This window comes from Paraburkholderia tagetis (genome assembly GCF_022213065.1).
Lineage (GTDB): Bacteria > Pseudomonadota > Gammaproteobacteria > Burkholderiales > Burkholderiaceae > Paraburkholderia > Paraburkholderia tagetis.
Genome location: NZ_JAKLJA010000001.1, coordinates 531941 through 553476, shown reverse-complemented (window position 1 = coordinate 553476; position 21536 = coordinate 531941). Strand labels below are relative to the sequence as shown.

General features: G+C 62.6%; 16 protein-coding genes. 12 read left to right on the top strand and 4 right to left on the bottom strand.

What is annotated here, in order from left to right; genetic code table 11:
- Nucleotides 1-62 precede the first annotated feature (62 nt).
- The 7 genes from pdhA (at nucleotide 63) to wrbA (ending at nucleotide 10352) form a co-directional block, all read left to right on the top strand.
- On the top strand, nucleotides 63-1169 hold the full coding sequence (pdhA, locus tag L5014_RS02320) for a pyruvate dehydrogenase (acetyl-transferring) E1 component subunit alpha (RefSeq protein WP_238461957.1): 1107 nt from the start codon (nucleotides 63-65) through the stop codon (nucleotides 1167-1169).
- Complete coding sequence (locus L5014_RS02315; protein WP_238461956.1) at nucleotides 1162-2142, top strand: alpha-ketoacid dehydrogenase subunit beta; 981 nt, start codon at nucleotides 1162-1164, stop codon at nucleotides 2140-2142. The genes pdhA and L5014_RS02315 overlap by 8 nt, the downstream gene beginning before the upstream one ends.
- A gap of 4 nt (nucleotides 2143-2146) precedes the next feature.
- A complete protein-coding gene (locus L5014_RS02310; RefSeq protein ID WP_238461954.1) occupies nucleotides 2147-3271 on the top strand; it encodes a dihydrolipoamide acetyltransferase family protein in 1125 nt (374 codons plus the stop codon).
- Nucleotides 3272-4002: 731 nt separating this feature from the next.
- Complete coding sequence (locus L5014_RS02305) at nucleotides 4003-5334, top strand: protein kinase (protein ID WP_238461953.1); 1332 nt, start codon at nucleotides 4003-4005, stop codon at nucleotides 5332-5334.
- 187 nt (nucleotides 5335-5521) lie between these two features.
- Complete coding sequence (locus L5014_RS02300) at nucleotides 5522-6757, top strand: ABC transporter substrate-binding protein (protein WP_420800002.1); 1236 nt, start codon at nucleotides 5522-5524, stop codon at nucleotides 6755-6757.
- Nucleotides 6754-9699, top strand: a complete 2946-nt coding sequence (locus L5014_RS02295) for a bifunctional diguanylate cyclase/phosphodiesterase (protein WP_238461952.1) — start codon at nucleotides 6754-6756, stop codon at nucleotides 9697-9699. Before L5014_RS02300 ends, L5014_RS02295 begins: the two co-directional genes overlap by 4 nt.
- Before the next feature lie 53 nt (nucleotides 9700-9752).
- Nucleotides 9753-10352, top strand: coding sequence for an NAD(P)H:quinone oxidoreductase (wrbA, locus tag L5014_RS02290; protein WP_238461951.1), 600 nt, complete (start codon nucleotides 9753-9755; stop codon nucleotides 10350-10352).
- 460 nt (nucleotides 10353-10812) lie between these two features.
- Here wrbA and L5014_RS02285 read toward each other — a convergent pair whose 3' ends face one another.
- The 4 genes from L5014_RS02285 to L5014_RS02270 all read right to left on the bottom strand — a co-directional run bounded on the left by L5014_RS02285 (nucleotide 10813) and on the right by L5014_RS02270 (nucleotide 17166).
- Complete coding sequence (locus tag L5014_RS02285; RefSeq protein ID WP_238461950.1) at nucleotides 10813-12210, bottom strand: amino acid permease; 1398 nt, start codon at nucleotides 12208-12210, stop codon at nucleotides 10813-10815.
- 186 nt (nucleotides 12211-12396) lie between these two features.
- Nucleotides 12397-13959: a histidine ammonia-lyase gene (gene hutH, locus L5014_RS02280; protein ID WP_238461949.1), complete on the bottom strand. Its 1563-nt coding sequence runs from the start codon at nucleotides 13957-13959 to the stop codon at nucleotides 12397-12399.
- A 288-nt stretch (nucleotides 13960-14247) separates the two neighbouring features.
- On the bottom strand, nucleotides 14248-15402 hold the full coding sequence (locus L5014_RS02275; RefSeq protein WP_238461948.1) for a branched-chain amino acid ABC transporter substrate-binding protein: 1155 nt from the start codon (nucleotides 15400-15402) through the stop codon (nucleotides 14248-14250).
- Nucleotides 15403-15597: 195 nt separating this feature from the next.
- A complete protein-coding gene (locus tag L5014_RS02270; protein WP_238461947.1) occupies nucleotides 15598-17166 on the bottom strand; it encodes a methyl-accepting chemotaxis protein in 1569 nt (522 codons plus the stop codon).
- 731 nt (nucleotides 17167-17897) lie between these two features.
- Here L5014_RS02270 and L5014_RS02265 point away from each other — a divergent pair.
- The 5 genes from L5014_RS02265 to L5014_RS02245 all read left to right on the top strand — a co-directional run bounded on the left by L5014_RS02265 (nucleotide 17898) and on the right by L5014_RS02245 (nucleotide 21521).
- Nucleotides 17898-18095, top strand: a complete 198-nt coding sequence (locus L5014_RS02265; RefSeq protein ID WP_213308335.1) for a hypothetical protein — start codon at nucleotides 17898-17900, stop codon at nucleotides 18093-18095.
- 114 nt (nucleotides 18096-18209) lie between these two features.
- Nucleotides 18210-18371 (top strand): hypothetical protein, encoded by a 162-nt coding sequence (locus L5014_RS02260; RefSeq protein ID WP_238461946.1) that lies wholly within the window; start codon nucleotides 18210-18212, stop codon nucleotides 18369-18371.
- A gap of 119 nt (nucleotides 18372-18490) precedes the next feature.
- The gene (locus L5014_RS02255; protein ID WP_238461945.1) at nucleotides 18491-18739 is read left to right on the top strand and encodes a hypothetical protein; all 249 of its coding nucleotides are present in this window, start codon (nucleotides 18491-18493) and stop codon (nucleotides 18737-18739) included.
- A 56-nt stretch (nucleotides 18740-18795) separates the two neighbouring features.
- Nucleotides 18796-19689, top strand: coding sequence for a LysR family transcriptional regulator (locus L5014_RS02250; RefSeq protein WP_238461944.1), 894 nt, complete (start codon nucleotides 18796-18798; stop codon nucleotides 19687-19689).
- Between the two features lie 95 nt (nucleotides 19690-19784).
- On the top strand, nucleotides 19785-21521 hold the full coding sequence (locus tag L5014_RS02245) for an MFS transporter (protein WP_238461943.1): 1737 nt from the start codon (nucleotides 19785-19787) through the stop codon (nucleotides 21519-21521).
- Nucleotides 21522-21536 lie beyond the last annotated feature (15 nt).

Sequence of the window (21536 nt, the reverse complement as noted above, 5' to 3'; positions counted from 1 at the left end):
AGTTACAAGCACAGACGCGCGATAAGACCTACGATATTTGAAAACACCAAGGAGAGGCCGTCATGACCACGGCTGCCAGTTTTCAAATTGGCTACACGCAGTACCTCGGCCCCGACGGCGAGCCCGTTCATCCGCTGCCGTCCTTCGCAAGCGACCCTGCCGCGCTCTTGCCGCTGTATCGCGCGATGGTGCTCACACGGGCGTTCGACACCAAGGCCGTTGCCCTGCAACGCACGGGCCAGCTCGGCACCTTCGCGTCGTCGGTTGGCCAGGAGGCGATCGGCGTGGGGGTGGCCAGCGCGATGCGGCCCGAAGACGTGCTGTTTCCCTCGTATCGCGACCACGCGGCGCAATTGCTGCGCGGCGTCACCATGACGGAAAGCCTGCTCTACTGGGGCGGCGACGAGCGCGGCAGCGACTTCAGCGTGCCGCGCCTCGATTTTCCGAACTGCGTGCCGATCGGTACGCAGATCTGCCATGCAGCGGGCGCGGCCTATGCATTTCTGTTGCGGCAGGAGCCGCGCGTCGCGGTGGCGATGTTCGGCGACGGCGCCACATCCAAGGGCGACTTCTACGAGGCGATGAACTGCGCCGGCGCGTGGCGCGCGCCGCTCGTGCTCGTCATCAACAATAACCAGTGGGCGATTTCGCTGCCGCGCAGCCGGCAGAGCGCGGCACAAACGCTCGCGCAAAAAGCCATTGCCGCCGGCATCGACGGCTTGCAGGTCGATGGCAACGACGTGATTGCCGTGCGCCAGGTGATGGGGGCGGCGCTCGCGAAGGCGCGGCGCGGCGAGGGGCCCACGTTGATCGAAGCGCTCAGCTACCGCCTGGGCGACCATACGACAGCCGACGACGCCACGCGCTATCGCGACGCCGAGGCGCTCACCCAGCAGTGGGAATTCGAACCGCTGCGCCGCTTGCGCACTCACCTCACGCGCAAGAACGTGCTGGACAAGGCGCAGGACGAGCAGCTCGGCAAGGCGTGCCACGCCCAGGTCGAGCAGGCGGTTCAGGCCTATCTCGCGGTCGCGCCGCCCGATGTGGCGGCGATGTTCGATCATCTCTACGAGACCCCGCCGCTCGCCATGCGCGAGCAACTGGCGATGGCGCAGCGATTTGCTGCGGCAGCGACGCTTGCACCCGTAGCGGAGAACGGCCATGGCTGATCTGAATATGGTCGAGGCGATCAATCTGGCGCTTGCCTGGGCGCTCGAACACGACCCGGACGTCGTGCTGATTGGCGAGGACATCGGCGTGAACGGCGGCGTGTTTCGCACCACGGCAGGCTTGCAGGCGCGCTTCGGCGCGCAGCGCGTGATCGATACGCCGCTTGCGGAAACGGCGATTGGCGGCACGGCGGTCGGCATGGCCGCAATGGGGCTGAAGCCCGTCGCGGAGATTCAGTTCAGCGGCTTTATTTATCCGGCCATCGATCATGTGCTCAACCATGCGTCGCGTCTGCGGCACCGGACGCGCGGCCGGCTCGCGTGTCCGCTCGTGCTGCGCGCGCCGAGCGGCGCGGGCATCCATGCGCCCGAGCATCACTCCGAAAGCCCCGAAGCCTTGTTTGCGCACATACCGGGCTTGCGCGTGGTGACGCCGTCGTCGCCCGCGCGTGCCTATGGGCTGCTGCTGGCGGCCATTCGCGACCCGGACCCGGTGATCTTCTTCGAGCCCACGCGCCTTTACCGCCTTTTCAGGCAATCCGTGGAGGACAACGGCGAAGCGCTGCCGCTCGACTGCTGCTATGTGCTGCGCGAGGGCGCGGACGTAACGCTGGTGAGCTGGGGCGGCGCGCTGCAGGAAGCGATCGCGGCCGCCGATCTGCTGGCGCAAGAAGGCGTGAGCGCGGAGGTGATCGACGTGGCCACGCTCAAGCCGCTCGACATGGACACGATTCTTGCTTCGGTATCCAAAACAGGGCGCTGTGTGATCGTGCACGAAGGTTCGCGCACGGGCGGCGTGGGTGCGGAGATTGCTGCCGGCATCGCCGAGCGCGGTCTTTATTCGCTGCTGGCGCCGGTGCAGCGCGTCACGGGTTATGACGTGGTGGTTCCGCTCTATCGGCTCGAAAGTCACTATATGCCCGGCACGACGCGCATCGTCGCGGCGGTGAGGCAAGCGCTGGAGGCGCAGTGAAGCCATGAAAATCTTCAAGCTGCCCGATCTGGGCGAAGGCCTCCAGGAAGCGGAGATCGTCGAATGGCACGTCAAGAGCGGCGACGAAATTCGTGCGGATCAGCCGCTCGTCTCGGTCGAGACGGCCAAGGCGATTGTCGAGATTCCGTCGCCGCAAGCGGGCCGTATCGCCAAGCTGTTCGGCAAGCCCGGCGACATCGTGCATCTGGGGGCGCCGCTGGCCGCGTTCGAAGGCGAAGGCGCGGACGATGCCGACGCGGGCACCGTGGTCGGCCACATGGAGGTGGGCAAACAGGCGATGCAAGAAGAGGCGCCTGCCGTGCTCGGCGGCGGCGCGGGTGCGGGACATGGCGGCGCCATCAAGGCGATGCCGGCGGTGCGCGCGCTCGCGCGCAAGCTCGACATCGATCTGGCGATGGTGACGCCTTCGGGGCCGGAGGGCGTCGTCACGGCGGCCGACGTGCAACGCGCGGCCAGGCTGCTCGCCGAACTCGGACCGCCCGAAGTACTGCGCGGCGTGCGGCGCGCGATGGCGCAAAACATGGCGCGCGCGCAGAACGAAGTGGCGGCCGCAACCGTCATCGACGACGCCGACATTCACGCGTGGTCCCCTCATACCGATGTCACGATTCGCCTCGTTCGCGCGCTGGTGGCGGGGTGCCGCGCGGAGCCGGAACTGAACGCATGGTTCGACGCGAAGATGGAGCGGCGCCACGTGCTCGCGAAAATCGATCTCGGCATTGCCGTCGATCTGCCCGAGGGCCTGTTCGTGCCGGTGCTGCGCGACGTCGCGCAGCGCGACTCGGCGGGCTTGCGAGCCGGACTCGATCGCATGCGCGCCGATATCCGTGCACGCAAGATTCCGCCTGAAGAGATGCGCGGCAATACGATTACGTTATCGAACTTCGGGATGATTGCCGGTAAATATGCGGCGCCCGTGGTGGTGCCGCCCACGGTGGCTATTCTTGGCGCGGGGCGTATCCATGATCAGGTCGTGGCATATGAGGGCGCGCCCGCCGTGCACAGGATATTGCCGTTGAGCCTCACTTTTGATCACCGCGTGGTCACGGGCGGGGAGGCTGCGCGCTTTCTTGCTGCCGTTATCAAGGATCTTGAAATGGCGCTATGAGCGGTATGCTGGGGTCTGTTGTGTTGTGGTTTTTTTTATTTCGTGGGGAGTGGATTTTCGCGTTTCCTTGTGTTCGTGTCGGTCTATTAGCGTTGCCCCTGTGCGGGGCGGCACCTACTTTTCTTTGCCGCGGCAAAGAAAAGTAGGCAAAAGAAAGCCGCTCAAACCGCCAGTGTGACGCAGTGGACCACTTGCCTGTGATCGGAGCGGTTCCGGAGCGTCTGTCGCCACGCGCCGTTTTTCGGAGTGACAAAGGGCTCATTCCTCCGGCGGCGCTGCGCGCGCCGTGGGGCATAACCCAAAACCAGTGGGGCGCATGCGCATTCGCTTACCCAGGGAGTACTCACGGTTTCCCATGCAGACCCGACCGCTGCGCGCGTAGCGAGCAGCGGGATGAATGAGTCCTTTGTCACTAACGTTGAATGTGCGAGGTGACGGATGCTCCGGAACCACTTCGATAACGGGCAAGAGGTGGACGGCGTCACACTAGCGGTTTGAGCCGCTTTCTTTTGCCTACTTTTCTTTGCGGCTGCAAAGAAAAGTAGGTGCCGCCCCGCACAGGGGCAACGCTAATAGACCGACACGAACACAAGGAAACGCGAAAAAACCAGCCACCGCAAACCAGATCATAAACAGACCCAAGCCATCACCCGTTAGAATTGCGCACGGCCGGCGCGGCGTTGCGCGCCAGCGCTTTCCGAATTCCTTGCCATGGCCCGTTCAATTCACGCGTGAAGACTTCCACTCTCGAACAATTGCGCGACGGCCAACTCGCCGGCGCACGACAACTCAAGCTCGCCTGCGGGTTGAGCGAATTTCCACGCGAGATCTTCGAACTCGCCGACACGCTCGAAGTGCTCGACCTCTCCGGCAATGCGCTCACCGCGTTCCCGGACGATTTGCCGAGGCTACACAAGCTGCGCATTCTGTTCGCCTCGAATAATCCGTTCACCGAGTTGCCGGCCGTGCTTGGCGATTGCGCATCACTGAGCATGGTGGGCTTCAAATCGAACCGGATCCGCCATGTGCCGGCGCGCGCGCTGCCGCCGCCATTGCGTTGGCTGATTCTGACCGATAACGCCATCGAAGAACTGCCGGCACAGATTGGCGAGCGTGCGAATTTGCAGAAGCTGATGCTCGCCGGCAACCGGCTGCGCGCGCTGCCCGACACCATGGCTGCATTGAGCCGTCTGGAGCTGCTGCGCATCTCCGCGAACCATCTCGAAGCCTTGCCGGCTTGGCTGCTGCGCCTGCCGCGGCTCGCGTGGCTCGCCTATGCCGGCAATCCGTTTAACGCCGCGCATGAGCACGCGGCGCTGGCCGATGCGCCGGTGCCCGATATCGACTGGCATTCGCTCGCGCTCGGGCAGACGTTGGGCGAGGGCGCGTCCGGCGTGATTCATCGCGCGACGCGTCTTCTGCGCGATGGGCATCCGGCCGGGGCGGTCGCGGTCAAGCTGTTCAAGGGCGCGGTGACGAGCGACGGTTTGCCGGACCTCGAAATGGCCGCGTGCCTGCAAGCGGGGCAGCATCCGAATCTCATTCCCGTGCTCGGCAAGATCACGGGGCATCCGCTCGACGAGCATGGGCTCGTGATGGCGTTGATCGATCCCGCGTTCGGCAATCTCGCGGGGCCGCCGAGTCTGGACTCGTGCACGCGCGACGTGTATGCAAACGACGTGCGATTCACCCGGCCCGATGCCTTGCGGATCGCGCGAGGGATCGCTTCGGCGGCGCGGCATCTGCATGGCCGCGGGATCATGCACGGCGACCTTTACGCCCACAATATCCTCCATGACGGCGCGGGGCATGCATTGCTCGGCGACTTCGGCGCGGCGTCGTTTCATGATGCCGACAATGGGACCCGGGCGCACGCACTCGAGCGGATCGAGGTGCGCGCGTTCGGCTGCCTGCTCGAAGAACTCGCGCAACGTCTGGCCGGGGAAGCGGCCGATCGCGCCGCTGGTTTCGACGCGCTGATTGCGGATTGTCTGGACGAGCACGTCGAAAGCCGGCCCTCGTTCGATGATGTTGTCGAGCGGCTGAATGCGCTGAGCGACTGAGCGGAGCCTGGTTCGCCTGCCAGCGCTTTGCCGCCTGCGCGTCGAGAATTAAAGGACCGATTTTTTCTGCCGTTATGCGGATTGGGCATCATTGTGAGCGTGCGCCTTGTTTCAATCCGAAAGCGAGCGTGGCGTGGGACGAGTCAACTTCTCCTGGTGGCGATACGGGCTGATCGCCCTGATTTTCCTGTTTGGCTGTCACGCGCAAAAAGACCCCACAGCAAACGCGCGCCCGGCAGCACGGACAACCATTACCGCGTTGGTCTGGGCGCCCGACTGGCCGCAAGAGATGCTGCAGATCGCCGCCGAATTCAACAAGCTCAATCCGGATGTGCGCGTGGACGTTCAGTTCATGATCGGCAATTCGGTCGAGGAGAATATCAAGCCGCGCGTTGCGGCGGGCGCGCTGCCCGATTTCGTGAGCGTCAATCCCAACGCCTATGCCGCCGGTCTGGCGGACCATGGGATTCTTGCCGATTTACGGCAGACCTCCGCGTGGAATAACATGCTCGCTCCGCTCAAGGCGGATTGGACCAGCCGCCATGGCAAAGGGTTTGGTATTTCGGGCGGCGTGGCGACAACCATGATCTATTACAACCGGGCAATGTTCGCCAAGGCGGGTATTACCCAGTTGCCGACCGATTTCGACGCTTTCCTGCGGGTGTGCGCGCAGCTCAAGCGGGCGGGCTTCACGCCCATCATGTGGAGCGGCGGTTTTCCGAATATGCTCGGCAATGGGCCGTTTGCTTCTGGCTTCGCTAACGACGTGGTGGCAAACGACCCGGACTGGCGCAACAAAATGGCCGATGGCACATTGAATCTCGACACCCCCGCAGTCGCCGACATCTTCGCCAAAATGGCGCAGATTCCCCAACGCGGATACGTCCAGCCCGCCTTCATGACGACGGGCTACGACGAAGGCATCAGGCTGTTCAAGGAGGGCAAGGTGGCGATGGCTTTCGAGGGTAGCTGGTCCGCCGGCTCGATGCTGCACGGCAATGCCTTTGAGACTGGCGTATTCGTGCCGCCGTGGAATACGCATGGCGCGCAGGTCGTGCCGGTGCTGGGAAGCGAGACGGGATTTGCCGTGTGCGAGACACCGGGAAAGGCTGCGGCGTTGCGCTTTCTGGAATTCATGTCGGGCAAAGGCTTCCTGATCCTGCAAAAGAAACGGCATAACATTTCTCCATTCCGGGAAAACGCGGGGACCGCTGTGAGCGACCCGCTAATCGTCGATTACACCAACGCGGTCCGTCGCTATCCAGTCACGGCGAGCCCGTATTATTCGTCGCTGCCGTCGAACACCATCGAATATGTGCATGGGCTGATGCAGGACGTCTTGCTCCACAAAATCACGCCAGGGGAAGCCGCGAAGCGGCTGGATCAATCGATCAAGAACGAAGCGAAAATGCACTACCAATGAACTTGATCCCCGCACCGCTGCGCCTCGCGTTCGACTATCTGTCGCAGGATCTGCTTCGTCGCGTCGAAATTCGTCACCGGCTCATGGCGGCTTTCGTGCTGCTGTGCTTGCTGCCCGTGATCATTTCGGGTTGCATCTCGTATGTGAAATCGGTCGCGGCGATCAAGGAGAATGCTGAGGTTTTCTCGAAGGAGGTGGTCGAGCAGGTCTCCAAGAACGTGCATATGCGCATGGAGCAGATCGAGACGGAGAGCAAGCTGCTCGTCGTGTCGAATCGTCTTCAAAGTGCGCTTGCCGGCGCGACGAGCGCCAGTATCCAGCACCGCAGCGAAGCACGTGAAGACATGGCGCGGCTGCTGCTCGAACACTTCGGGTCGGTGGATTTCATCAACCAGAAATATCTGCTCGACAAGGACCATCGTATTCTGGATACGCAGGCGTTCGCGCAATTGACGCGTGGCGTCACAAACCTCGTTCAGCGCGCCGAGACCCACTACGAGCGCACCTACTGGGGCAGCTACGATAACGGTGTCGGCGAACCAAACCTGGGGATGGTGAGCGGGGTCTTCGACAAAAGCAACGACCAGAAGATCGGAAATCTGGTTTTGGTGGTGAGGCCGGAATATTTTTCCGCGATTTTCAGCAACGTCGCCTCCCGAAGCGGCATCGAGATCTGCATTCTCGACAGCGACAATCAACGGGTCATCATTCGGGCCGACGATGCGCGGGCCCATAGCGGAATGCAAATGGTATCCCGGCTGCTCGAAAGCATCGCGCACAACGGGACATCGGCCGACGCGAGCAGTTTCCTGAGCGTTGCGGGTATGCAAGGCGAGCGCTATCTCGTCGCGTACTCGCGCATTCCCGGTACGAGCTGGGTCGTGGTGAGCACGATTGCGGAAAAGAGCCTGACGATGGAAGCGCGAGCGGTGCGCAACCAGATCGTGCTCGTGGGCATCTCGGGTTTTCTGCTCTCGCTGTTTCTGGCGTACTTCATTTCGCGCAGTATTTCGGAGCCGCTCAGCAAGCTGGTGCGCAAGATGCACGATACGGGCGACGATGCGGGCGTGCCGTTCGAGGAAGGGACACCGCCAGGAACGGCGGCGAGCGGACAGGACGAACTGGCGAGGCTCGAGTTGCGTTTCGAGCGAATGCGCGGCGCGATTGGCCAGAAAATACAGAAGATCAACGAGATCAACGCATCGCTCGAGCAAGTCGTGATCGAACGCACGGCCGAACTGGTGGCGCGCGAGCGCGAATCGCGCATGTTGATCGAAAACTCGCCGGACACCATCACCCGCTACGACAAAGATATTCGGCGTATTTACGCCAACCCCGCGTTTTGTGTGTCGTCGGGGAGCAGCCTGGCCGAGGCGCTCGGCAAGCGACCGTCGGAGCATCCCGGCGGCCCGAATGCGCTGGTCTACGAGGGGAAAATACGCGAAGTCATTTCAAGCGGGAAAAGCACGCAATTCGAGCTGCGATGGATCGGCAAGGAGGGGGCGGAGCAATGCTCCCATATCCGCATCACGCCGGAAATCGACCGCTCGGGCGAGGTCAATTCCGTGATGGCTGTTGGCCGCGACCTTTCCGATCGCATGGCCTTCGAGGCGACGATCTGGCGACAGGCCAATTTCGACGCGCTCACCGGCCTGCCGAATCGTCAGATGTTCCATGAACGTCTCGAACATGAAGCGCGGCGCTCGCGCCGCTCGGGCCGGCGCATGGCGCTGATGCTCATCGATCTCGACCGCTTCAAGGAAGTCAACGATTCCCTCGGGCACGACACGGGCGACGTGCTGCTGGTGGAAGCGGCCAGGCGCATCAGTTCGTGCGTGCGCGAATTGGATACCGTTGCGCGCCTGGGCGGCGACGAGTTCACGGTCATTCTTCCCGAACTGGACGACGACGAGCGGGTAGAGTGGATCGCGAGGACGATCAACGGCAGTCTGGCATTGCCATTCAAACTGGGCGCGGACGAGGAATTCATTTCCGCGAGCATCGGCATTACGTTTTATCCCGACGATGCCGGCGAACTCGACATGCTGTTCAAGAATGCCGATCAGGCCATGTACGCCTCCAAGAACGCGGGACGCAATCGCTTCTGCTACTTCACGCCCGACATGCGCGTGGACGCCGAACGGCGTTTGCGGCTCACGAGCGACTTGCGCGCCGCTTTGCCGGATACACAGTTTCAACTGTTCTATCAGCCGATCATCGAACTGGCGACCGGCAAGGTTTGCAAGGCCGAAGCGCTGATCCGCTGGTGCCATCCGGTGCGCGGCATGATCAGCCCGCTCGAATTCATCCCGCTGGCCGAGGACACGGGGCTGATCGTGCCGATTGGCGACTGGGTGTTCAGGCGGGCGGTGCAGCAGGCACGGCGCTGGCGCGAGCGGTATGACGACGCTTTTGAGGTGAGCGTGAATATGTCTCCGGTGCAGGTTCGCCAGGACAGCATGCAATGCGCGCGCTGGTCCGAGTACCTCACGCGGGAAGGCATGCCGGGCGGCAGCGTTGCCGTGGAGATCACCGAGGGGCTGTTATTGCAGTCGGAATCGAATATCGATGAAAAACTGCTGACGTTCCGCCGCGCGGGCATCGGCATTTCAATCGACGATTTCGGCACGGGTTATTCGTCGCTGGCCTATCTTCAGCGCTTCGAGATCGATTACCTGAAGATCGACCGGTCGTTTGTGCAGAATTTGAGCGTGAACGAAGATAACCAGGCGCTCTGCGAAGCGATGGTGGTGCTCGCGCACAAGCTCGGCATCCAGGTGATTGCCGAAGGTGTGGAGACCGCGGAGCAGCAGGCGTTTCTTAAAGCGGTGGGGTGCGATTTCGCGCAGGGCTTTCTCTATTCGAAACCCGTGCCGCCCGGCCAGTTCGAGTCGTGGGCGTGGCGGGCCGTCGAGGAAGTAGCACGACAGGAATTCCAGTAAATGATGAATGGCGGGCAGCGTGCCTTGCCGTATACACGCAAAAGGAGTGGCAAATGTCCAAAGTCCTGGTGTTGTATTACTCATCGTACGGGCACGTCGAAGCGCTGGCGGATGCCGTTGCCGAAGGTGCGCGCTCGACCGGCGCCACGGTCGACGTCAAGCGGGTGCCGGAAACCGTGCCCGAGGAAGTGGCAAAGGGCGCCCACTTCAAGCTCGATCAGCAGGCGGCCATTGCGACCGTGGACGAACTCGCCAACTACGATGCGATCATCGTGGGCACGCCGACCCGTTTCGGCCGCATGTCGTCGCAGATGGCGGCATTTCTGGATCAGGCCGGCGGCCTATGGATGCGCGGCGTATTCAACGGCAAGGTTGGGGGCGCCTTCACCTCGACGGCCACCCAGCACGGCGGCCAGGAAACCACACTCTTCTCGATCATCACCAACCTCCTGCACTTCGGCATGACGGTCGTTGGCTTGCCGTATAGCCACCAGGGGCAGATGACGCTGGATGAGATCGTTGGCGGTGCGCCCTATGGCGCCACGACCATAGCTGGCGGACAAGGCCAGCGCCAGCCGAGCGCGATCGAGCTTGAAGGCGCGCGTTTTCAAGGCGAGCTGATCGGCAAAACCGCGAACAAGCTGTTCGGGTAAAGCCGGCCGCGAAGGTTTCGGTGAAGGGGGGCTCAGATGTAAGTCGCTAGCGACTGTTTAAGCAGATTCTGTGCTGGCCGAGAGGAGGGCAGAGGTGTGGCGGCATGTGCTGCGTTTGCGCGTGCAGCAGATGTGGTTTCCCATGCATACCCGACCGCTGCGCGCGTAGCGAGCAGCGGGATGGATGAGCCCTTTGTCACTGAGTTTGAAGGTGCGAGATGACGGAAGCCCCGGAACCACTTCGATATAAGGCAAGAGGTGGACGGCGTAACACTAGCGGTGTGAGCGGCTTTCTTTTGCCTACTTTTCTTTGCCGCGGCAAAGAAAAGTAGGGGCCGCCCCGCACAGAGGCAACGCTGGCAGACCGACATGAAACCAAGGAAACGCGACAAACCAGGCACCACGAAACAACAGAAACCGCGACGGAAATGACCAGCTGTAAACAGAACCAGAATGCGCCCTAGTTCTGCTTAGCCATCTCGCGACGTTCCTCGACGAGACCGCTCGGTCCATTGAGCTTGCTACACAGCCACCAGCCCACGGTCATCAACGCGATCCAGCCGATGCCGACAAACAGGGCGATGCGCGTATCGTGCTCATAGCCCAGCACGCCGATCACGGCAAGCATGAATGCGATAGCCACAGCAGGACCAACAGGCCACAGCGGCACCTTGAACTTCAGGGCGCGCACTTCATCCGCGGACAGACGCCAGCGCATTGCCACCTGCGAAAGCAGGATCATCAGCCAGACCCAGACCGTGGCGAACGTCGCGATAGACGCGATGATCAGGAAGATCTGGTCGGGAATCAGATAGTTGAGCAGCACGCCGCCGAGCAGCGCCACGCCCATCACGAGCACCGTCACCCAAGGTGCGCCCGCACGCGACGTGATCGTGAAGATACGCGGTGCCTGGCCTTGCGCGGCCATGCCGTACATCATGCGGCAGGCGCCAAAGATGTCACTATTGATCGCCGAAACGGCTGCGGAAATGACCACCACATTGAGGATCGTGGCCGCCGACTTGATGCCCAGTCCCGAGAAGATCTGCACGAACGGGCTGCCCTGGCCGTCGATCTTGCTCCACGGGAACACAGCCATCAGCACGACCATCGTGAGCACGTAGAACAGCAGAATACGCACGGGCACCGCGTTGATCGCGCGCGGCAGAACCTCTTCGGGATTTTTTGCTTCGCCGCTGGTGATGCCGATGATCTCGACCCCGCCATACGCGAACATCACCACCGCGAGCGAGGCAATGAGGCCGCCCATGCCATGTGGTGCGAAGCCGCCATGTGTCCAGAGATTCGCGAGCCCGTGTGCCTGCTCGCCATTCATGCTGATGCCCAGCACGATAATGGCGGCGCCGCCAATAATCATTGCGCCGATGGCGAGAATCTTCGCGAGTGCGAGCCAGAACTCCATTTCGCCGAAGATCTTCACGTTGCACAGATTGAGTGCGCAGATCAGCAGCACGATCGCCAGCACCCAGATCCACTGCGGCACGTGCGGAAACCAGAAGGCCATGTAGATGCCGAAGGCCGTGACGTCGGCGAGGCCGACGATGATCATCTCGAGGATATAGGTCCAGCCGGTGAGAAATCCGGCGAGCGGGCCGAGGTAGTCGCTGGCGTAGCGGCTGAACGAGCCCGAAATCGGATTGCGCACGGACATCTCGCCCAATGCGCGCATGACCATATAGACCGCCGCGCCACCGAGGATGTACGCGAGGATGACTGCCGGACCGGCCAGCTGGATCGCGGATGCGGATCCGTAGAAGAGACCGGTGCCGATGGCGGAGCCGATCGCGAGAAAGCGGATGTGGCGGGCTCCGAGGTTACGCTGCAGATTTGCTTCCAATGTCTCTTTCCTTGAACGGACCAGCGACAGTGGCTTGCGCCACCGATGCTGTCTGCCGGCCCGTTTCGTCTTCTCTTTCGTGCGGCCGTGGGTGTCTCCCGGTGTTACCCGGTATCAACCGGTTCACCCGGTGTCGCGCAGGATCACCGGGTGACGCTCAAGGCCGTTGATGCGGATTGCGGGCCGTTACAGGCTCGGCAGGGTCGATGCCGGCAGCAGCGCGTTCAGGTGGCGCTGGGCAATCAAGGCGCTCGCTGCTTCGATGTCGGGAGCGAAGTAGCGGTCCTTCTCGTAGAACGGCACGGTCTGGCGCAGGATGTAGCGCGCGGTTTCCAGTGCGTCGGTGGTCTTCAGGCCTTCGCGGAAGTCCAGACCCTGGCATGCGCCCAGCCATTCGATCGCGAGAATGCCCTTGACGTTGTCGGCCATTTCCCAGAGACGGCGGCCCGCGTTGGGCGCCATCGACACGTGGTCTTCCTGGTTGGCCGAGGTCGGCAGGCTGTCCACGCTGGCGGGATGGGCGAGCGCTTTGTTGTCCGAGGCGAGCGCCGCGGCCGTCACCTGCGCGATCATGAAGCCCGAGTTCACGCCGCCGTTCGCCACGAGGAACGCGGGAAGCTGGGACATGTGCTTGTCCATCATCAGCGAGATGCGGCGTTCGCTGAGCGAGCCGATTTCCGCAATCGCGAGCGCGAGATTGTCGGCCGCCATTGCAACGGGTTCGGCGTGGAAGTTGCCGCCCGAAATGACGTCGCCTTCCTCGGGGAACACGAGCGGGTTGTCCGACACGGCGTTCGACTCGACTTCGAGCACGTCGGCGGCGTTGCGGATCTGCGTGAGGCAGGCGCCCATGACTTGCGGCTGGCAGCGCAGCGAATACGGGTCCTGGACCTTTTCGCAGTTCGCGTGCGATGCGCCCACCTGGCTCGAAGCGCCGAGCAGATGACGATACACCGCGGCGGCGTCGATCTGGCCGCGCTGGCCGCGTGCGGCGTGAATGCGCGGATCGAACGGTGCGCGCGAGCCGAGCATGGCTTCCACGCTCAGTGCGCCGCACACGCTCGCGGCGGCGTAGAGGTCTTCGGCGAGGAACAGGCCCTTGAGCGCGTAGGCGGTGGAGGCTTGCGTGCCGTTCAGAAGCGCGAGGCCTTCCTTCGCGGCGAGGCTGAGCGGCTCGAGGCCGGCGAGCTTGAGCGCTTCGCGCGCCGGCATCCAGCGGCCGTCATGGCGCGCTTCGCCAACGCCCAGCAGCACGAGCGACATGTGCGCGAGCGGCGCGAGGTCGCCCGAGGCGCCCACGGAGCCCTTCACCGGAATGCGCGGATACACCTCGGCGTTCACGAGTGCGATGAGCGCCTCGATGACCGAGCGGCGGATGCCCGAGATCCCGCGTGCGAGGCTGTTGATCTTGAGCACCATGATCAGGCGCACGAGCGCGTCGTCCAGCGCCTCGCCCACGCCCGCGGCGTGCGAGAGCACCAGCGAGCGTTGCAGGTTTTCGAGGTCTTCGCGCGCGATGCGCGTCGAAGCGAGCAGGCCGAAGCCGGTGTTGATGCCGTAGGCGGTGCGGTCTTCCGCGATGATCTGTTCGACGCAGGCGACGCTACGATCGATGGCCGCATGGGCGCTTTCGTCGAGCGTGAGGCGCACGGCGTTCTGATGAACCGTGCGAAGTTGCGAGAGCGTGAGCGTTCCGGGGGTGATGCACAGCGCCGTAACTTGATGGGTATCCTGGCAACGCGAAGTCACGGACTTCCTCCACATAAAAGATTGAAAGCTAAGGCAGCCGGGTTTGCTGCCATGGGAGGGGAGCATATTGTATAGACAACTTTGGGGATATGAGGGTTTACGCATAGGTGCCGCAGAGCGGAACTGCCTCAACGGGGTGGCGGTTCGCCGTCGCGTAAGTTAGACGAAAGTTGTCTATTCAAGAAGAATTGGGGGGGAGTTGACGCGAGACGTTTGCTAATAAAAAAGCCGCGCTCGCGGGTCAGGCGAGCGCGGCGCGTGAGTTTTCCGTGCTGACTTCTTCGTACCTTACTTCTTCGTGCCCACGGTCTGCAACGGCACCCACTTGCCGCCCTGGACCTTGTACACCGTCACGCCGCCATACTTCAGGTCTCCGAATTTATCGTACGAGAGTTCGGAGGTGGTGACCCCCTTCATGTTGGTGGTCTTCAGCGCGGCGAGGAAGACATGCGGCTCGGCCGAATCCGCCTTCTTCATCGCATTGAAGACCGCCATCGTGCCGTCGTAGGCATACGGCGCATACAACTCGACCGGGTGATTGAAGCGCTTCGCATAACGCTCGGCAAAAGCCTTGCCGCCCGGCATCTGGTCGAGCGGGCTACCTTCCGATGCAGCCAGCGTGCCTTCGGCCGACTCGCCCGCGATCTTGATCAGGTCTTCGGACTGAACCATGTCCGGTCCGATCAGCGTCGACTTGATGGCCAGCGAGCGCATCTGCTTGAGCATCGGCGCGGCCTGGGTATCGGCGCCGCCGTAGAACACGGCATCCACGTTCGCGGACTTGATCTTCGTGAGAATCGAGCGGAAGTCCACGGCCTTGTCGTTCGTATATTCCTGATCGACGATGGTTGCGCCCGCAGCTTTCGCGGCCTTGGTGAACTCTTCGGCCACGCCCTGTCCGTAAGCGGTGCGGTCGTCGATAATCGCAATGCGCTTGAACTTGAGACCCTTCACCGCATAGTCGCCGAGCACGCTGCCCAGTTGCGTGTCCGAAGTCAGCAGGCGGAACGTGGTGGGCAGGCCAAGGCGCGTATAGGTGGGGGCCGTGGCCATGGCGATTTCGGGGATGCCCGCCTTGGCGTAAATCGGTGCGGCCGGAATGCTCGTGCCGGAGTTGTAGTGACCAATGACGGCGGCGACGCCGTCGTCCACGAGCTTTTGCGCGACCGTGGTGCCGGTGCGCGGGTCGGCCTGATCGTCCTGCCCATCAAGCACGAAGCGCACGGGCTTGCCACCAATGACCGGGTTGGTGGCGTTCATGTCTTCGATGGCGAGTTCCACGCCGCTGCGGAAGTCGGCGCCGTAGTGCGCCTGGCCGCCCGTGAGCGGTGCGGCGAAGCCGATCTTCACATCGACCGGCGATGCTGCAAACGAGCAGGGTGCGCCTGCCAGGGTCAAGCCCAGTGCACACGCGGCGGATATGGCTGTCCGATGAAACGTCATTCTTGTCATGCTCCTCGATGGTGAATCGTGCTGGTGCCCGCACCCTCGACTGCCTTGCAGGCACATGTCTCCTCGCGTTCCGTTTTTACGGTCGGCTGTGAGCAATATACGAAGCCGGACATGGCCAGGTCTTGTGGAACATAAACAGTGCCGATGCCGAATTCGGCATAGTCGCCGCGATCCCCCGAGGCCACGTTAGCCGCGCGCGTCCGCCTCCGTTCTGAACACCGCGACCGCTTCCTGAAGACGATGCGACTGCTCCTCGAGCGATTGCGTGGCTGCGGCCGCTTGCTCGACCAGCGCCGCATTCTGCTGGGTCTTGTCGTCCATCTGCGCGACGGCGGCATTGATCTGCTCCAGGCCATTGCTCTGGTCCGCCGCCGCCGCCGCGATCTCGTGAACGATGCTGGTCACGCGTCCGATCGCGCGTTGTGCTTCGCTGATGGTCGCGCCGGTGGCCTCGACGAGTTCCGCACCGTTGCCCACGCGCTCGACCGCCTGTCCGATCAACGCGCGGATCTCCTTCGCCGCGTTCGCGCTGCGTTGCGCGAGCGTGCGCACTTCGGCTGCCACCACGGCGAAGCCCCGGCCTTGCTCGCCGGCGCGCGCGGCCTCCACGGCGGCATTCAGCGCGAGAATATTGGTTTGAAACGCGATGCCCTCGATCACGCCGATGATGTCGACCATCTTGTGCGATTCGTCGCGAATCTCCTGCATGGTTGCGACGGCGCGCGTGACCATATCGCCCCCGCGGTTCGTGATCTGCGCGGCGTTGCCGGCCAGCTCGCTCGCTGCCCGGGCGTTTTCCGAGGTGTTGCGGACCATGCCGGTCAACTGATGCATGCTCGATGCCGCCTCTTGCAGCGCAGCGGCCTGGCTTTCGGTACGCGCGGACAAGTCCATATTGCCGTTCGCAATTTCGCCCGCGGCGGACGCGACGTTGCCGGCGCTTGCCCGGATCTGCGCGACGGTCGTTGCCAGCGCATCGCGCATCTGCCTGATCGCGAACATCAGGCTGCGCTGGTCCTCCTCGCGAATGGCGAAAGGCGTCGCCAGGTCGCCGGCGGCAATCGCGCCAGCCATGTGCGCCGCAGTGCGGGGGGCGCCGCCAATGGTGTGCTCGATGCTGCGATTCGTGTACACGACGATCAGCGCGAGCAGCGCCGCAACCACGGCGAATACGCCGCCCGAGACGTAGAGCGACTGGACGAATGCGCCTTCGATGTCGTCGATGTAGGCGCCTGTCGAGATGATCCAGTCCCACGGCGCGTAACGAATCACATAGCCGAGCTTGTCGACGGCCTTGGCCTGCACGACGTTCGGATGCGGAAACACGTAGTCGACGAAACCGCCCTCCGGAGACTGGGCGACGGACGCGAAGCTCAGGTAATGGTGCCGGCCGTCGGCGTCCACGACTTGAGAGAGGTCCTTGCCCTCGGTGCCCGGCTTGATGGGATGCATGATCATGCGGGGCGTCGAATCGATTACGAGCAGATAGCCGTCGCTGCCGTAGCGCAGCCCGCGCAACCGTTCCAGCGCTTCCTTGCGCGCCTGCGCCGGTGCGAGCGTGCCGCGTTGCGCGAGCGCCGCATATTCTTCGACGATGCTGAGTCCGACGTGCGCAATATTCTTCAGATCATTACGGCGCTCCTCCATACGCGTTTGATAGGAGAGCCATGCGGAACCGATCGATACAAGGAGCAAGGCGGTCAGGCTGACTACGAGCGGTAGCCACAGTTTTTGCCGGAAGCTGAGCGTGTACATCGGGGAATATTTCCTGGTAGGTCATGCCATTGACTTGATAGTGTGAATGCCCATTACGCCCCTTTCCTAACGGCACGACAAACCGTTGATTGATAGTGTTAAACCCGTATGAAAATGGGCCACATATTATTCAGGATGACGATGCAATAAAGCGGTCTGGTAATGCGTTTTGCGCATTGAAACGTCGGTTCGCGTATGGCCGCGTCGTTCCGACCCCGTAAAGACTGGCGCCATATCCAGCGGGCCGCCCCGGCCTGCTTGCATCACGAGTGGGCGCTGGAATGAATTGGGGAAACCCCCCAAACCCGACGCATGAACGGGACAGATTTAACAAAGTTAGAATGAAGTCTCTAAATTGATCGGCGCATCGATATTCAGCCCGCGGAACTTTGGCTGCCTGAATATCGATGCGCCGATTATTGGCCGCTGTGGCAACGGCCAGCCTGTTGGTGTGAAACGGGAGACGATGCGTGAGTGTTCCTGAAAGAACGTCTTTTGCCACTACGCCGGAATCCAGCGCGGTTGTTCAGCTCGCCCTGGCCGGCCCCGTTGCGTCTGCATCGGTTTTGGCCGCGCAAAAACGACGACGCCTTTTCCGAGGGCGTGGCGTACCGGCTGGATAGCCAACGTCTCCCGCGCCTCACGGCGCTCCATCAACAGTGCTGACAGGCAGCCGCCGCTGCAGGGGCTTGTGCAATCTGTTTTTGGCTTTACGGGTGGAAGGAAGTGTCATGTTGAGTCCTCACGAGCTTGCTACGCTGATGCTGGTGAAGAGTGCGCCCGACTGGATCGAGCCGGACCGGATCGAGCTTGGCGCGCTTCGCGAACTTCAGTTGATCGACATCGGGCCGCCGGAATTCGGCGTTCCGCTGCCGCGCGTGACGCCGCGCGGCGATGCGCTGTTGCGCGCGGTGGCGCGTGTGCGCTAGATGCGCTACGTGCGCGGCAGGCAACGGATAGCGTCCAGGCATCGAATTAATATCCAGAGTACGCATTGGCCCGCACGTGGGGCAGTGCTTTCGGGGGTATCGAGGGAGGCTGAGATGGACCAGACGTGGCTGGGCATTGTTGGGGCGGTCGTGCCGATTGCCCTTGTAATCGCGGCGATTTCAATCCATCAGCATCGCCGCGAGCGGCGACGCGCCGATCTGCTGCGCAATCTCGATCATCACGATTGGTGTCGATGGGTTCGAGTCAGACGTTAAGTATCACGAAGCATCAAGATGGCGGAAAGGGCAACTGCGTCTTTCGAACGGCAATGACGTCGCAATCGCAGTGACGCCGACAGGGCGGGTAGTCCTGGGACAAACGACGGGGATCTATCTTGAGCAACGATTTCGCCGAAAAAGATCTGGCGCATATTGGCAATGTTCTCTGCTATCTGGAGCAGTCGGCGGTGGGCGGGCGCGTGCCTGAAACTGGCCCGATGACCCGTCTCGACTATTGGCAGGCCAGGGTCCGCGCGATCCTGGCTATGCCGGCGCTGCCGGTGCACGCGCAGCAGCAGGCCAAAGACCTGCTCGCGCGTCTCGACCGGCTGAAAGCCTTGCGCCGATGCGCAACCAGCTCATGACGCTCCACTGATCGCGCGCTAATATTGCGGCTTGCGGTTTTGCTCCAGCCTCTGTCATGAGAATCGACCCATACAGCCTTGAACTCTTTATCTCGGTGGTACGGGAGGGTTCCATTGCGCGCGCGGCCAGCCGCAATCACATCGCGCCTTCGGCGCTCAGCCGGCGCATCGCGGACCTGGAGAGCGCCGTGGGCCTGCCCTTGCTCATTCGCTCCCATGGCGGTGTCGAGTTGACCGAAGCAGGCCGTCACGCGTTCACGCGCGCAACGGCATTGCATGACCAGTTGCAGTCGTTCGCACGCGAGGTGCAGTCGGTCAGCGGCCAGATCGCGGGCGTCGTGCGCCTCTTTGCCAACGCCTCCGCGATCGTCGGCTTTCTGCCCGAACGGCTCAAAGCGTTTCAGGCCGACTATCCACTCGTGCAGATCGAATTGACCGAGCAGATCAGCGACGAGGTCGTGCGGGCCTGCATGGAGGATCGCGCGGACGTTGGCGTATCGGCGAGTGGCAAGACGCCTGCGGGTCTCGAATCGTGGCACTTCGCCAACGACCCGCTCATGGTGGTGCTGCCGCCCGATCATGAACTGGCTTCGATGGATGCGCCCACATTCAACGATGTCCTGCGTTTTCCGCTCGTTGCGCTGCAGGCCGGCGGCTCGCTCGATCAGGTCCTGAAGGAGCGCGCCGACGCCATGCGCGCGCCGCTCAAACTCGCGGTCACCGTCAACAGCTTCGACGCACAATGCCGCATGGTCGAGGCGGGGCTGGGCATCGGCATCGTGCCCACCAGCGCCGCGTCCGCATTTGCCGGATCGCGCGGCTTCGTGCGCAAGCCGCTCGACGAAGCATGGGCCATGAGCCGCAGTCTGCACGTGCATGCGCTCAGGAAGTCCTCGCGCCTCAAGGCAGTCCAGGCGCTGATCGATGCCTTGACACGGACTCAGGTCTAACCCTGGGGCATCGCCATCCGCGATGCCCCCTTTGCCGATCCAGCACTTTGCACGCGTAGGGCCGCCGTCTAGATTTCCGCTCAAGGAGAGATCGGATGGCAACCCTGGATTTGAGTGGCCGGATACTGTTTCTTTGCACGGACGCGGACAAGATCGAGCAGCAACTCGCGGGCACGGACCTCGTCGACGTATCGGCGGACGCGTTGAGAGACGACGTCTCGACGGACGAGATCACGCCGATGAGCGTGCTCACGCGTTTCGACGAGCGGTTGGGGCGCGTGCCCTATCTCGGCTTGCGGGTGGGCGATCGCAATCCGATTGGCATGGACGCCGTGCGCGCCGGCGGCTTTTGCGTGACGGTCGCAGGCAACCGCTATGGCAAGGGCTCGTCGCGCGAGCATAGTCCGCTTGCGGAATACCGGGCCGGCATCCGCCTCGTGATCGCTGAGAGCTTCGAGCGCATCTATCGGCAGAACGCCGACAATCTCGGCCTTTTCACCTCGACCGATTTCGGGCTGATCGCTCGTATCCGGCGCGGCGAGCCCATCGAGATCGATGAACTCGTTGCCTCGCGCGATAGTCTCGCGGCCGAAATCCTGCGCAGCGGCGGGTTGCTGCGCTACGGTGCGCGCACCATGCGGCAGATTCGTTTCGCTGCGCAAACGCCCGACCGTGTGCCGCGCACGCTCGTGCAGAAGATTCTCGAACGCCACGCGCTGCAAACCGGTGGCATCGGCGAGACCCTTGCGCCCGGCGCGGGTGCCTTCGTGCGCGCGGACTGGCGCTTCATCCACGAGTACTACACGGGCATGGCGACGCACATGCTCCACGCGGCCTTCGGTCAGCCACTCGAATTGCATGAGCGCGCAACGATTATCGCGTTCGAGGATCATCTTTCGTATGCGCACAAGAGCGAATTGCACGTGCGAAACGGATTGCTGCCCGACGTGCGCGAACTCAGTGCTGCACATCGTGCGTTCGCGCGCGAATACGGCGTGAAGAATCACGGCTATCTGAGCGAAACCGATGCTGCGTTCAGCGAAGGATCGGAAGGAATCTCGCATGCCATGATGGCCGAACGCTATGCCTTGCCGGGCCAACTGATCGTGGGCACCGATTCGCATACGCCGCATAGTGGCGCGCTCGGCTGCGTGGCGTTCGGCGTCGGCACCACGGACGTGGCCAATGCCCTCGTTACCGGCGCCGTGCGCATGACCGTGCCGCAGTCGCTGCGCGTGAATTTCAACGGCGCGATTGCGGCAGAACGGACCATCATGCTCGTGGTTTTCCACATCTTTCAGACCGTTGGCTTCTATGGCTTTGCGAACTGGGTGCCGACGCTGCTCGTCAAGCAGGGCATCACCGTCACGTCGAGCCTGCTTTACACCACGGTGATCGGCCTTGCCGCGCCGCTCGGACCGCTGCTCGGCTACTGGATCGCGGACCGCTTCGAGCGCAAGCATGTGATCGTCTTCATGGCGGCGGTGAATATCGTGAGCGGGCTGCTGTTCAGTCAGGTCGCGTCGGCGCTTGCAATCGTCACGCTCGGCGTGCTTCTTACACTCGCCGGCAACATCATTTCGTTCACCTATCATATGTATCAGCAGGAGCTTTATCCCACCACGATCCGTGCGCGCGCAGTGGGCTTCGTCTATTCATGGAGCCGCCTCTCGGCCGTATTCAGCTCGTTCGTGGTCGCGTTCATGCTCAAGCAATTCGGCGTGACGGGCGTATTCGTTTTTATCGCAGGCGCGATGGCGCTCGTTATCGTTGCGATCGGCGTTATGGGCCCGCGCACGCTCGGCAAATCGCTCGAAAGCATTTCACATTAGGCTTATATGTCTTAG